The organism is uncultured Nostoc sp. (assembly GCF_964247315.1).
In the GTDB taxonomy this organism is placed as follows: Bacteria; Cyanobacteriota; Cyanobacteriia; order Cyanobacteriales; family Nostocaceae; genus Nostoc.
Window position 1 is genome coordinate 80,577 of sequence record NZ_CAXTTT010000008.1, and the last position, 13,845, is coordinate 94,421.

At 42.6% G+C, this 13,845-nt stretch carries 11 protein-coding genes; 6 read left to right on the top strand and 5 right to left on the bottom strand.

The features are described 5' to 3' along the window. Nucleotides 1-310: 310 nt before the first annotated feature. Nucleotides 311-1,078, top strand: a complete 768-nt coding sequence (locus ACFE93_RS04555) for a phycobilisome rod-core linker polypeptide (protein WP_375472208.1) — start codon at nt 311-313, stop codon at nt 1,076-1,078. Between the two features lie 320 nt (nt 1,079-1,398). Here the strand turns inward: ACFE93_RS04555 and ACFE93_RS04560 are convergent, their stop codons facing one another. The 4 genes from ACFE93_RS04560 to ACFE93_RS04575 form a co-directional block, all read right to left on the bottom strand. Continuing rightward, nucleotides 1,399-2,316 (bottom strand): RluA family pseudouridine synthase, encoded by a 918-nt coding sequence (locus ACFE93_RS04560; RefSeq protein ID WP_375472222.1) that lies wholly within the window; start codon nt 2,314-2,316, stop codon nt 1,399-1,401. A gap of 340 nt (nt 2,317-2,656) precedes the next feature. Beyond that, complete coding sequence (locus ACFE93_RS04565) at nt 2,657-3,007, bottom strand: DUF952 domain-containing protein (RefSeq protein ID WP_375472209.1); 351 nt, start codon at nt 3,005-3,007, stop codon at nt 2,657-2,659. 10 nt (nt 3,008-3,017) lie between these two features. Beyond that, the gene (locus tag ACFE93_RS04570) at nt 3,018-3,401 is read right to left on the bottom strand and encodes a KGK domain-containing protein (RefSeq protein ID WP_375472210.1); all 384 of its coding nucleotides are present in this window, start codon (nt 3,399-3,401) and stop codon (nt 3,018-3,020) included. 212 nt (nt 3,402-3,613) lie between these two features. After that, nucleotides 3,614-5,128: a thioredoxin-like domain-containing protein gene (locus tag ACFE93_RS04575; RefSeq protein ID WP_375472211.1), complete on the bottom strand. Its 1,515-nt coding sequence runs from the start codon at nt 5,126-5,128 to the stop codon at nt 3,614-3,616. 161 nt (nt 5,129-5,289) lie between these two features. Here ACFE93_RS04575 and ACFE93_RS04580 point away from each other — a divergent pair, with 161 nt between their 5' ends. From ACFE93_RS04580 to glsA, 3 genes are all read left to right on the top strand, one after another. Further along, nucleotides 5,290-5,490, top strand: a complete 201-nt coding sequence (locus ACFE93_RS04580) for a hypothetical protein (protein WP_375472212.1) — start codon at nt 5,290-5,292, stop codon at nt 5,488-5,490. Further along, on the top strand, nt 5,487-5,675 hold the full coding sequence (locus ACFE93_RS04585; RefSeq protein ID WP_375472213.1) for a hypothetical protein: 189 nt from the start codon (nt 5,487-5,489) through the stop codon (nt 5,673-5,675). The genes ACFE93_RS04580 and ACFE93_RS04585 overlap by 4 nt, the downstream gene beginning before the upstream one ends. Nucleotides 5,676-5,920: 245 nt before the next feature. Next, nucleotides 5,921-6,835: a glutaminase A gene (glsA, locus tag ACFE93_RS04590; RefSeq protein ID WP_375472214.1), complete on the top strand. Its 915-nt coding sequence runs from the start codon at nt 5,921-5,923 to the stop codon at nt 6,833-6,835. Here glsA and ACFE93_RS04595 read toward each other — a convergent pair. Beyond that, a complete protein-coding gene (locus ACFE93_RS04595) occupies nt 6,812-8,518 on the bottom strand; it encodes a hypothetical protein (RefSeq protein WP_375472215.1) in 1,707 nt (568 codons plus the stop codon). The two genes, glsA and ACFE93_RS04595, sit on opposite strands and share 24 nt — an antisense overlap. A 536-nt stretch (nt 8,519-9,054) precedes the next feature. Between ACFE93_RS04595 and psaA the strand changes: the two genes are divergently transcribed. After that, nucleotides 9,055-11,313, top strand: coding sequence for a photosystem I core protein PsaA (gene psaA, locus ACFE93_RS04600; RefSeq protein WP_375472216.1), 2,259 nt, complete (start codon nt 9,055-9,057; stop codon nt 11,311-11,313). A 119-nt stretch (nt 11,314-11,432) separates the two neighbouring features. Beyond that, on the top strand, nt 11,433-13,664 hold the full coding sequence (gene psaB / locus ACFE93_RS04605; protein ID WP_375472217.1) for a photosystem I core protein PsaB: 2,232 nt from the start codon (nt 11,433-11,435) through the stop codon (nt 13,662-13,664). Nucleotides 13,665-13,845 lie beyond the last annotated feature (181 nt).

Consider the following 13,845-nt stretch of genomic DNA (forward strand, 5'->3'; position numbering starts at 1 on the left):
AATTTCTTTTGCTAAATGTTAAAAATTATTACTTTGGTTTAAAAAGGTGAAACTGAATCTCCTAATCTAAAATATGTGAATAAAATTTTTTAGTCATTTACGTTAGTCATTAAGCTGGAAGCCAAACTCCCTATTTATTGATTAGCTGTGGGTTGGATCCAGTAGGCTAACCATTTATCCTACGAATACTTAAAATTCCCCTTAGTTAAGTTTCGTGAAATTTTATCAGAATCTGAGGTTCTGATACAACTACTCCTTTAATATGTGATTAAAAGTTGTTAACTTTAATTAAGAACATGGAGGCTTTAGAGTGGCAATTCCTCTGTTAGAATATGACCCTTCAAGTCAAAATCAGCGTGTAGCTGCATACGAAGTACCGGGTGATGAACAGCCCAGGATTTTTACTACCGACAATATACTTTCTCCGTCAGATTTAGGTGATTTGATCGAAGCAGCATATCGTCAACTTTTCTTTTATGCTTTTGCTGCCGATCGCGAAACATATTTAGAGTCTCAACTCCGTAATGGACAAATTACAGTACGGGACTTTATTCGTGGGTTGGTGCTTTCTAATACCTTTAAGAAAAGCTTCTACGACCTCAACAATAATTATCGCTTTGTTGAGCAAGTAATTCAGCGGGTTCTAGGGCGCGATCCCTACAACGAGCGGGAAAAAATCGCCTGGTCTATTGTAGTCGCTACCAAGGGTATTGTAGGCTTTATTGATGAAGTACTCAACACTGAAGAGTACCTGAGCAATTTTGGATACTCCACAGTGCCTTATCAGCGCCGTCGGATACTGCCATCCCAATCTGAGGGTGAGTTGCCATTCAACATCAAATCCCCACGATACGAAGATTACCACCGTGCTAAACTGGGTTTCCCCCAAATCATTTGGCAGGTCGAAGTACGCAGATTCCTCCCACAAGAGCAAAAAGTAAAGGCTGGAGATCCATCTCTATTCCTGAGTATGGCACAAAATATCAATGCAACTGGCAATGCTCCACAACGGATCTCGCCATACAACATCGATATCGAAAAGTCTGTACCTTATCGACAACTGTCAGGAATTAAATAATTTTTGGTCGGTGGCTGGCTAGCACATCCATTTGATCGCTTTATAGCGTGCATAAGTCTTGGGTTATGTAGGAGTTTTATTTAGATATAACTAAGTGAAACAGACTCTATCCCATGTCTAATGCACGCTAGTTGTTAATGGGTATTAGGCATTGCGCATAGGGAATTGGGCATTGGGCAAAACAGTTCCGAGTTCCGAATAAATAAGTGAGATTCTCAACTCAGCACTCAGCACTTAGCACTCCTGAAGGGCATTGGGTATAGTTTTTTATCAATGCTTCGATGTGTTTAAAATTGGGGTAGTTTCAGGCGTGGATGAGGTTAAAGTGTAGCTCGTCTTTTTAGCATCTCTAAAAGTTTTGTAAAGTGGGCGGGAGGAGTAGCTGTCACCTCAATCAACTCCTCAGATAGGGGATGCTGTAATTTGAGTCGCCAAGCGTGTAGTGCTTGACCAGGCAAATTTACCCCGACGGAATGGCCAGAACTATAAACTGGATCGCCGACAATGGGATGACCAATTTTGCTGCTGTGGACACGAATTTGGTGGGTGCGTCCAGTTTCTAATTGAAAGTGAACTAAGGTGAAATTACCAAGACGTTCTAATACTTTCCAGTGAGTGACGGCGACTCGTCCGCCATCTTCAACAGGCATAACAGCCATTTTTTTGCGGTCTTGGGGATGGCGACCAATGGGCAAGTCTATAGTGCCACTTTCAGTTTTTGGCGCACCGTAAACTATGCCCAAGTATTCTCGTCGTGCAGTTTTTGCTTTCAGTTGTGCTTGTAGATGATGATGGGCAATATCTGTTTTAGCGATCGCGATCGCACCCGTAGTATCCTTATCCAATCGATGAACGATTCCCGGACGTTGGACTCCGCCAATTCCTGGTAAATTGGGACAGTGAGCCAATAGAGCATTTACCAAAGTGCCATCAGGATGACCGGGCGCTGGATGGACAACTAAGCCTGCGGGTTTGTTGAGAATAAGTAACTGGTCATCTTCGTAAAGGATATCTAAGGGAATGTCTTCTGCTTGCAATTCTAGAGGTTGAACTTCTGGTATTTCGAGAGTGATGCGATCGCCTACCTTGACATTGATCTTCTTAGAAGTGCAAACTTGGTCGTTAAGTTGGACGTTACCCTGTTCGATTAACTGTTGGATGCGAGAACGGGATAAGTCTGGTAATTCTTGGGAAAGGTAACGGTCGAGACGATCGCCTTTGGTGTTGACGCAGTGTATCGTACTCTTAAGGGAAAGCAAGCTAGGTGTAGCATCCTCATGTGGAGTTGACAAGCGATCGCCCTTGGCGTTGGCGAAGCCATCGCTATTTTCTTGGATTTGTAAATTAAATTCGGTCACAATTGCTCTAGATGAATTCCCATTCTTTAAGTAAAGCGCGGAATTTCTTTATTTGGGCAGTTAGAAACTGTTGTCTACACAAGCAAAACCCACAAAGCTGAGTTTCAAAACCTTGATTTGACCTTAGAGGGTGTTTGTATAGCCACGAACGCGCTAGCCAAAAGCGATCGCTTAAATTCTCTCCATCTCTCCTCTGTGTTCTCTGCGCCTCTGTGGTTGATTATTCTAAATTTATAACTTCTTGCGGCAACTCAAATAAACCATCTTCCCCAGCTTCAAAATTAATCACCTGATACACAGCATCAATATTTAACTCACCATAAATATGAGGAAATAGTTCCCCTATTTCAGCAGGTTCATAGCGAATTTCAGCTTGTACTTTTTCAGAATCAATAAAAAGTAGTACCAATTCTCTTTGATTATCAAAAAATCTCTTTGCAACTTTGAGTATTTGCGTTGATTTTGAACAATGTATAAAACCTTCACTGTCTAACGAATCAGCACGATATGTTCCAATATTTTTTGCTTGTTCCCATTGTTGGCGTTTGGTAATGTGGAGAATGGTGTTCATGTTGCTTGTATCAAAACGATTTTCTCTCGATATCTTCATCTGGGTAAAATTCAAGACATACACTATTTGGCTGATGGCTATTAGGATATATAGATATCTTAATTTTTAATTTTCCTTTTTGTAAGTTTTTACCACTTTGAAGAAATTGACAATCTTTTACAGTATTTAAGTTAAATTCACTGATTGTAATTAACTCATCACGAACAGATATATTGCTAAATAGATTTCCCACTGAAGCATCCAAAATTTTAGCTTTGTAATTTGAAATTTTATGATGCCATTTGTTTACAATTTCTCGTATAACTAGCTCTCTTAATTTACTCACTTTAAAGGTATCACTTTCAAAAAAGATAACATCATCTCCACACTCTAAAGGAATAAATTTATTTTTCATATCAACACCTAGAATATCAACTCAGAGTCAGTAGTAATTACTTTTGATTTTCTACCCAATATGGATTGTAATGTAATATTTTTAATATAAATTATGTGAAAATACTGAATAAAAAGTATAATTAAATATCTCAAAAAATTATCCTTTAAAATTTTACGCACAGGTGTTGAGAAAAACTCCGTATCTATGCGCTTTTTTGTGAGGTAATCATTCTAGAAACTAGGCGGAATACATACATCTGGCGCACATAAGCCAGAAAACTCTAACATTGTCACCTCAAGAGTATTCAAATCTACGCAGCGGATGGCATGATTATTGGTATCGGCAATATATAAATGTGAAGTGATCGCACTCAATCCCGAAGGTTCAAAAAAACGAGTGTTCTTACCCTGACCATCTTGTAAACCAGCAGAACCATCTCCCAAAACTGTTTGACAATTGCCACTGGGACTTACTAATTTAATTTTATGATTATAAGTATCTGCCACCCACAAAAAATTTTGAGCATATTCTACTCCTAAACAGTGTTGTAAACGGACATCTTCACCTTGTCCATCTACATCGCCAAAACCAAATAAACCCCCACTACCGCAAACAGTTCTTACTTGGTATGGTTCGACAATTCCCACACCACGAATTGAACTAACTTCACTGTCAGCAATATATAATTCTTGCCCATTATTAGTAATACCACTAGGTTGAGCAAAGGCAGATTCAGTAAGTGAACCATCAATACACGCTTCTGCACCAGTACCAGCATAAGTTTTGATCATGCCAGTTTCTAAATCCATTTGCCAAATTTGATGCGGCCCAGCCATTGCAATAAATAGGGTATTTCCTACTTTCACTAAATCCCAAGGGGAATTCAGTGCTGTTTGTAATCCAGCACCGCCATGAGGATGGATATTACGGCTTTGTTCGCCAGTTCCCGCAATAGTTTCGACTACTTGGCGCTTTAAATCAACTCGCCGCAGCGCATGATTTTCTGTATCAGCAACGTAAAGAATCTGATTTTTGGCATCATAAGCCATTCCTTGCGGTGCAAAAAATTGTGCTTCGTTAAAAGCACCATCGGTTAAGCCAGATTTTCCAGTACCAATTAAATGTAGAATTTCTCCGTCGAAACTACTCATAACTAGGCGGTGATGTCCAGAATCAGCAATGAATAAACCCATTGGAGTAGCTAGAACTTTACCAGGAAAAGCTAAAGGTGTGATTAATGGTTGACGCTGTTTTTCTAAAGTCAAGCTGATTTCTTGGAAATTAATTGTGCCTTTGTCTTGGTGTTGCTCAATTAACTTTTGAATCAACTCGTCTAAAGTGTCACGGTTTCCTTCACCAGAAATCTGGCCAATCACATAACCTTCTGGATCAATAATGATTAACGTAGGCCAAGCACGCACAGCATATTCTTCCCAAATCCGAAAACCACTATCAACGACAACTGGATGTTCGATGTCATAGCGTAGGATAGCTTGGCGAATATTTTCTGTTTCCTTTTCGTTGTCAAATTTGGCAGAATGTACGCCAATAACGATAAGACTATCTTTATATTTTTGTTCTAAATATTTCAGGTTTGGCAAAATATGCAAACAATTGATACAGCAGTATGTCCAAAAGTCCAAGATTACGACTCTACCTTTAAATTGTTTAATAGACAAAGGTTTATCAGTGTTGAGCCAAGAGTAATTTTGTGGTAATTCTGGCGCTCTGACACGGGGAATCATGAGGTATACTTTGCTCTTAAAGGATGTTTATACTAAATTTTCTGAAATAGGCCGATGAGAAACAATGATATATTACCGTGTGTTGCTACCAGGGGCTTAAATAAAACAAAATCTAAGTTTAAAGTTTAATTGCAGGAGAGTTAAATATTTAACCAGTCAAGATGAAGTCAGAAACCCGTAATGTATTATTACAAGCTTACGTACAATTACAAGAAATCATTGATGAGTTGTACGAAGCTCATGACAGAGCAATAGCAAACAATGATTTTGATGATGCTAGCTTGCTGGCTAGTAGAGCAGATATACTTTATGAAGAAGCCGAAAATTTGGAAATTGTGATTTCAGAACAGGAGCAAAGATGAAAACAATTGAAGAATTAAAGACTCGTATTCAGGAACTCAGTAAACAAGCTGTTGATCTCAGGCAAAAAGCATCTGAAGTATATTTAACTAACCAAGAGCAAGCTAAACAGTTCAGGCAACAGGCAAGAGAAGCCAGTAAGCGCTGCCAAGTATTGATACAAGAGTTAAAACGCCAACAAGTCTAAAGCTGAAAACTGCCTAGTGTTGAGAACTGTCAGTTTCTAGCTTTCAGGAACTGCATAAATTAGAAATGTTTTTAGCGTTGCCCCCTATAACAGCGACCCGATGAAGCCAACTGCGATCGCTGTAGGCTTTTTTAAATTAAGTTTGACAAGTTTTTCTCCTTGATTTATTGTTTTTACGTATTATAAAGCCTTGAAAAATATCACAGCATACTGTTAATTGCTATTTAATAAATAAAATTTACAATTTGAAAGTATTTGACAAACTAACTACTACGAAGTTATCAGCTTGGGTGCAACTAGCCAAAACCCAAGTTGAACGAGGACAAGTTATCGATCGCATTCCGCAATTAGCTTTAGCCGATCCTGGTTGGTTTGCAGTTCACATCTGCTGTGAATCGGGGAAAAATATCAGCTTTGGAGATACTGCTTGTGTCTTCCCGTTAATGAGTGTGATTAAGACATTCTCTCTATTTTATCTGCTAGAACATCTAGGAGCAGAAACGGTTTTCGGTTGGGTTGGAGTGGAACCATCAGATGCACCCTTCAATTCTTTAGAACAATTAATTAGCGATCGCGGTCATCCCCGCAACCCGATGATTAATAGTGGGGCAATTACCCTGTCTGATAAATTACCAGGAAAGGACGCTAGCCAACGTACTCTTTTATTTTGTCAATGGCTCAACCAATTAGCAGGTTGCCAACTAAGCTTAGATGAGGTAATGCTGGCTTCAGTAAGATTAACCCGCTCAAAAGCCAATGAAGCGATCGCTAATTATCTCGCCAAAGCCGGTCATCTCGAAAATATTGAAGCAGCACTTGACACTTATGAACAAATATGCTGTTTATCTGGGCGAGTTGAAGATTTAGCTCTATTAGGAAAACTGCTAGCTTGTGAAAATAGCTATTTTTCAGCACAAAACCGTCGGATTGTCAACGCTGTAATGTTAACTTGTGGACTGTATGAAGCTTCTGCCGAGTTTGCAGTCAGAGTTGGTTTACCGATGAAATCAGGGATTGGTGGTGGGCTTGTAGCAATAGTACCAGGTGAGGGAGCGATCGCTTGTTACAGTCCTGGATTGGATAATATCGGAAATCCTGTAGGTGCGATCGCATTTGTTGAAGTTTTAGCGCAAGAGTTACAGTTGAGTATTTTTGGTTAATTCTGATTTTTCTGAATCGGGAACGGTTGTTTTAGATAACGACGTAGATTCAGGAGTTGGCATTACTTCTAGTTGTGGTTCTGCTGGTGGCGTAATTATTTTTGGTGTCGGAGCCTCGATAATCTCTGGCAGCGTGGGTGGCAAACTAGGAGATGGCATAATTGTTACTTCTGGAGTAGGTGTCTTATTCGTTAGACGGTTAAAAAATCCGCCAAATCTAGATTTCGTTGGCTGAGGCGTAATTTTTTCGGGTAACGGCGTTGATTCAAGAGTTGGCGTTAGCTCTGGCTGTGGTTCTGGTGTTGGTGTAATTATTTCTGGTGCTGGAGACTCAATAATCTCTGGCAGCGTGGGTGGCAAACTAGGAGATGGTGCAACTGGTGCTTGTGGGGTGGGAACTTTACCAGCCCCACGGTTAAAAAATCCGCCAAATCTAGGTTTTGTTGGCTGAGGCGCAATTTTTTCGGGTAACGGCGTTGATTCAGGAGTTGGTATTACCTCTGGCTGTGGTTCTGGTATTGGCGACTCAATAATTTTTGGTGGTGTCGGAGAGAAAGTGGGAGATGGTGCAGCCATTGGAACTTCCAATTTTGGCTGTTCTGGCTGAATTTTGGAATCTTCTGGAACTTCAATTTCAGGAATCGGCTGTTTTTCTACCTTTGGTTGTATTTGGGGTATTTTTTCAACGGATGGCGTGGGTGTAGGTTTAGGTGCAATTCTATAATTCTGGTCTACAATCGGGCGCACCTCATCTACTGTGAGTTCTCCTCTGACAATTCTTGATAGAGTGTCTTTACCCTTTGGCTGATAGTCAATCAATCTAACTGTAGTATTAAAGGCATTTTTGACAGCATTTCCCTGGTTATCGAGAAATTCCAGCTTTATCCAGTTTTTCCCTGGACGGAAGCCCTTAAGGTAAACTGCTTGCCAGCGATCAAAAATAAAGCTTTCACCATTAATAGTGGAGCGGATGCGCCAATCACTGAACTTGTCGTTGGGGTTTTCCTTACCAACGAGGTGCAGAGGAGCGTTAGTTAGGTAAAAGTCCAGTAAGATTGGTTCTGCTCCGTAGCTACTTTGAGGACGACTGTAAGTTAGTAGGGGCAATTTAGCATCTGGGGTGTTGTCATCGGTTTTGGTAAAGACGTGAAATGTTGTTTCGGCATAAGCACCTTCATTCTTAAAGCTTTCATGCCAAGGACGAGAAGCAAAAACACGCAGGGTATGACTACCTGGAGATAAGTCTGGCAAAACCAAGGGCTGATTTAGATCGTAAACAGGTATATAAGGTTGATTATCCAGAATTACGTGTAGATGTGGGCCCAGTTGTAATTGTGGGTCTTTAAATATTGGTAGATCCTTAACCTGAAAACTGGCTGTGACTTTGTTGTCTTGAAGAACTTCATCAATTTTTGGAGTAACAATTGTCACTTGTGGCTGATAAACTTCCAAAATTGGACGCAGTTCTTGAATAACAGATGGAGGGGAAACTTCCGAAAATTCCTTGGAAATTTGAGAAATCTGTGGGGAGTTTTCTCTATAGCCAGAAGATACTTCCTGACTATCGGCTTTTTCGCCGCAACTGGTCAAGCTTAATACCAGCACCAATGTTATTACCCACCTGAAAATTGGGAACCTCTCAGGGAGGAGTTTCTCTAACACCCTTTTCTGCCACAAGTTCATGCGTTGCACCAGTAATAGTCTTCGACAATTGACAGATTATTTTGGCTCAAACTGTCCATCTGGAACTATAGCCCAAAGGGTGAAATCTGCCTCACATCCCATAAGTTTTCCTTTGTATTTCAGAAAATTTTAAAAAAAGTCATATTTTTTACATCGTTTTACTCGCAAAAATTGAGATATGACATAAATGTTCATAAATAATAGCGGTAAAAGTTGGGACATCGACTACACACAGCCAAACCATAAATTTTACGAATTGTTATTCTTTGTAAATTAAATAGATAAACTATTGACTTTTGCACAAAGAGTTTGAAGTTAAAAGCCAGTTAAGACATGAATTTCAGCAATATTCGAGCAAGTTTGAATTATTGTTAAAATATCTCTAACAAAGTACAAGTGAAGACTTTATAATTCAACGAGAAACAACTCTCCACATCGAGTCTCGATCGCGGCTTCAGTAAAATTCTGGAGTATACGGTAATGGTTCACTTTGTGGTATACATGATTCCTCATTCCTTATCAAGAGAGGAGGTCGAATGACAATAAGTCCTCCGGAGCGAGAGGAAAAGAAGGCAAGAGTAATCGTCGATAACGATCCAGTTCCAACCTCTTTCGAGAGATGGTCGCAACCTGGACACTTTGACAGATCCTTAGCCAGAGGTCCCAAAACCACCACATGGATTTGGAACCTGCACGCACTCGCCCATGATTTTGATACACATACAAGCGATTTAGAAGACATTTCCCGCAAGATATTCTCAGCCCACTTCGGCCACCTCGCCGTAGTGACAATCTGGTTGAGCGGGATGATTTTCCACGGCGCGAAGTTTTCTAACTATGAAGCTTGGCTAACCGACCCGTTAAACGTTAAGCCTAGTGCTCAGGTCGTTTGGCCTATTGTGGGACAAGACATTTTAAACGGTGATGTTGGCGGTGGTTTCCACGGCATTCAAATCACCTCCGGTTTGTTCCAAGTATGGCGTGGTTGGGGGATTACAAACTCCTTCCAGCTTTACTGCACTGCGATCGGTGGATTGGTATTAGCAGGCTTGTTCCTATTTGCCGGCTGGTTCCACTACCACAAACGCGCTCCCAAACTGGAATGGTTCCAGAATGTGGAGTCGATGTTGAATCACCACTTGCAAGTATTGCTAGGTTGTGGTTCCTTGGGATGGGCAGGTCACTTAATCCACGTGTCCGCACCGACCAACAAGCTTTTGGATGCAGGCGTTGCTCTCAAAGACATACCCTTGCCCCACGAGTTCATCTTGAACAAAGACTTGTTGACCGAGTTGTATCCCGGCTTTGCTGCTGGTTTAGCACCTTTCTTCACTTTGAACTGGGGTCAGTATGCTGACTTCCTGACGTTCAAGGGCGGTCTGAACCCAGTAACAGGCGGCTTGTGGATGACTGATATTTCTCATCACCATTTAGCGATCGCAGTTCTGTTTATCGTTGCTGGTCATCAATACCGTACCAACTGGGGTATTGGTCACAGTATTAAAGAGATCCTGGAAAACCACAAAGGTCCTTTCACAGGTGAAGGTCACAAAGGTCTCTACGAAAACCTGACCTCATCCTGGCACGCTCAGTTGGCTACTAACCTAGCCTTCTTGGGTTCGCTAACCATCATCATCGCGCATCACATGTACGCGATGCCCCCCTATCCATATTTGGCAACTGACTACGCTACGCAGTTGTGCATTTTCACCCACCATATGTGGATTGGTGCATTCTGTATAGTCGGCGGTGCGGCTCACGCTGCCATATTCATGGTGCGGGATTACGATCCAGTTGTGAATCAAAATAACTTGCTGGATCGGGTGATTCGTCACCGTGACGCGATTATTTCTCACCTGAACTGGGTATGTATTTTCCTTGGTTTCCATAGCTTTGGACTTTACATCCACAACGACACAATGCGTGCATTGGGTCGTCCTCAAGACTTGTTCTCTGATACAGGGATTCAATTGCAGCCAGTATTTGCCCAGTGGATACAAAATATCCATGCCTTGGCTCCTGGTACAACTGCACCCAATGCCCTAGAACCAGTTAGCTATGTCTTTGGCGGCGGTGTCTTGGCTGTTGGCGGAAAAGTGGCAGCTGCACCCATTGTTTTGGGGACAGCGGACTTCCTAATTCACCACATTCACGCTTTCACCATTCACGTCACCGTCCTAATTCTGCTTAAAGGTGTGCTGTACGCCCGTAGCTCTCGTCTGATTCCAGACAAGGCAAACTTGGGCTTCCGCTTCCCTTGCGACGGCCCCGGTCGTGGCGGTACCTGTCAAGTCTCTGGTTGGGATCATGTATTCCTGGGACTCTTCTGGATGTACAACTCCTTGTCTATTGTAATTTTCCACTTCAGTTGGAAGATGCAATCAGATGTCTGGGGAACCGTAGATGCAGATGGTACTGTAACTCACATCACTGGTGGTAACTTCGCCCAAAGTGCAATTACCATCAACGGTTGGTTGCGAGACTTCTTGTGGGCACAAGCTACACAAGTCATCAATTCCTACGGCAGTGCGCTATCTGCCTATGGACTCATGTTCTTAGGCGCTCACTTTGTTTGGGCATTCAGCTTGATGTTCCTGTTCAGTGGTCGCGGCTACTGGCAAGAACTGATTGAGTCCATTGTTTGGGCACATAATAAACTGAAGGTAGCTCCAGCAATTCAGCCTCGCGCTCTGAGCATTATTCAGGGTCGGGCCGTAGGGGTAGCTCATTACCTCTTGGGAGGAATTGCCACAACTTGGGCGTTCTTCCATGCACACATCCTTTCAGTAGGGTAGCAATCAGCAAAATTTTGGGTTTTGGATTTGAGATTTTAGATTCAATCCAAAATCCAAAATCTAAAATCCGAAATTGAACTGATACTTGATGGCTAAAGGTCAGAGGATTTATTAAACCTATGGCGACAAAATTTCCCAAATTTAGCCAGGATCTCGCACAGGACCCGACGACTCGTCGGATATGGTATGCGATCGCTACAGGCAACGACTTTGAAACCCATGATGGCATGACGGAAGAAAATCTTTACCAAAAGATTTTCGCAACTCACTTCGGTCACTTGGCAATCATCTTCCTGTGGGCATCCAGCCTCCTGTTCCACGTAGCCTGGCAAGGTAACTTTGAACAGTGGATTAAAGATCCCCTTCACATCCGTCCCATCGCTCATGCGATTTGGGATCCCCACTTCGGTAAACCAGCGATCGAAGCTTTTACCCAAGCTGGCGCTAGCAATCCGGTAAACATTACCTACTCTGGTCTCTACCATTGGTGGTATACCATCGGAATGCGGACGAATGGTGAACTGTACAACGGTTCAGTGTTCTTGCTGTTATTCGCAGCTGTACTGTTATTTGCTGGTTGGCTGCACTTGCAACCCAAGTTCCGTCCCAGCTTGGCATGGTTTAAGAGTGCTGAACATCGCCTAAACCACCACTTAGCAGGTTTGTTTGGTGTTAGTTCTTTGGCTTGGGCTGGTCACTTAATTCACGTTGCTGTTCCCGAAGCTCGCGGTCAGCACGTAGGTTGGGATAACTTTTTGAGTACCCCACCCCACCCAGCAGGTTTGACACCATTCTTTACAGGTAACTGGGGTGTTTACTCTCAAAACCCTGACACACCTGGACATATCTTCGGGACATCGCAAGGTGCAGGAACTGCAATTCTGAGTTTCTTGGGTGGTTTCCATCCCCAGACAGAAGCTTTGTGGTTGACTGACATAGCTCATCACCACCTAGCGATCGCAGTTTTATTCATCGTTGCTGGTCACATGTACCGGACAAACTTTGGGATTGGTCACAGCATGAAAGAAATGCTGAACTCCAAATCCGGTTTAGTACCTGGTACTAATAGTGAAGGTCAGTTCAACCTGCCTCACCAAGGGTTGTACGACACCTATAACAATTCGTTGCACTTCCAGTTGGGTATTCACCTAGCTGCTCTGGGAACCGTTACCTCTTTGGTAGCGCAGCACATGTACGCCATGCCTTCCTACGCATTTATTGCGAAGGACTACACGACTCAGGCAGCGCTATACACGCACCATCAATACATTGCTGGTTTCCTGATACTTGGTGCTTTTGCTCACGGAGCAATATTCTGGGTACGTGATTACGACCCAGAGCAAAATAAGGGCAACGTCCTTGAGCGCGTGTTGAAGCACAAAGAAGCGATTATTTCCCACCTTAGCTGGGTATCCCTTTTCTTGGGCTTCCACACTCTTGGTCTGTACGTACACAACGACGTAGTAGTTGCTTTTGGAACTCCTGAAAAGCAAATCTTAATTGAGCCAGTGTTTGCTCAATTCGTCCAAGCTGCTAACGGTAAAGTACTGTACGGTTTAGATGCCTTGCTATCTAACCCAGATAGTATTGCTTACACAGCATGGCCCAACTACGCTAACGTTTGGTTGCCAGGCTGGTTAGATGCCATCAATGCTGGTACTAACTCTCTGTTCTTAACAATTGGTCCTGGCGACTTCTTGGTACACCATGCGATCGCTTTAGGTCTGCACACCACCACCTTGATCTTGGTCAAAGGTGCTTTGGATGCCCGTGGTTCTAAGCTGATGCCCGATAAAAAGGACTTCGGCTATGCCTTCCCTTGCGACGGCCCCGGTCGTGGCGGTACTTGCGACATCTCAGCATGGGATTCGTTCTACCTCGCTACATTCTGGATGCTCAACACCATTGGTTGGTTGACCTTCTACTGGCATTGGAAGCATCTAGGTATTTGGCAAGGCAACGTAGCTCAGTTCAATGAGAACTCTACATACCTTATGGGCTGGTTCCGCGATTACCTCTGGGCTAACTCTGCTCAGTTGATTAACGGTTACAACCCCTATGGCGTGAATAACCTGTCTGTCTGGGCTTGGATGTTCCTGTTTGGACACCTAGTTTGGGCAACTGGCTTCATGTTCTTAATCTCCTGGAGAGGTTACTGGCAAGAGTTGATTGAAACCCTTGTTTGGGCACACGAACGCACTCCCCTAGCTAACCTAGTTCGCTGGAAAGACAAGCCCGTGGCTCTGTCTATCGTTCAAGCTCGTGTAGTTGGTCTAGCTCACTTCACTGTTGGCTATGTCGTAACTTACGCTGCATTCTTGATTGCTTCTACTGCTGGTAAGTTCGGTTAATTCGGCTGCTAGTTTTATAGGTAAGTAATAAAAATCCCCTGCCGCGAGGTGGGGGATTTTTTTATCGTATTGGCTATTGTTTGCTTATAAATAATCTGTGGAGATGGGAGTAATAGATTTGGTACTCAGGGCAAACGCATCTTATTTACTAATAAAAACTAAGAAAGATTTCAAAATAACA

Excerpts from the sequence above, each read along its gene's own strand:
- ACFE93_RS04580 (WP_375472212.1), top strand. The coding sequence starts at position 5,290 with ATGAAGTCAGAAACCCGTAATGTATTATTACAAGCTTACGTACAATTA.
- ACFE93_RS04595 (WP_375472215.1), bottom strand. The coding sequence starts at position 8,518 with ATGAACTTGTGGCAGAAAAGGGTGTTAGAGAAACTCCTCCCTGAGAGG.
- psaB (WP_375472217.1), top strand. The coding sequence starts at position 11,433 with ATGGCGACAAAATTTCCCAAATTTAGCCAGGATCTCGCACAGGACCCG.
- ACFE93_RS04575 (WP_375472211.1), bottom strand. The coding sequence starts at position 5,128 with ATGATTCCCCGTGTCAGAGCGCCAGAATTACCACAAAATTACTCTTGG.
- psaA (WP_375472216.1), top strand. The coding sequence starts at position 9,055 with ATGACAATAAGTCCTCCGGAGCGAGAGGAAAAGAAGGCAAGAGTAATC.
- ACFE93_RS04585 (WP_375472213.1), top strand. The coding sequence starts at position 5,487 with ATGAAAACAATTGAAGAATTAAAGACTCGTATTCAGGAACTCAGTAAA.
- ACFE93_RS04570 (WP_375472210.1), bottom strand. The coding sequence starts at position 3,401 with ATGAAAAATAAATTTATTCCTTTAGAGTGTGGAGATGATGTTATCTTT.
- ACFE93_RS04565 (WP_375472209.1), bottom strand. The coding sequence starts at position 3,007 with ATGAACACCATTCTCCACATTACCAAACGCCAACAATGGGAACAAGCA.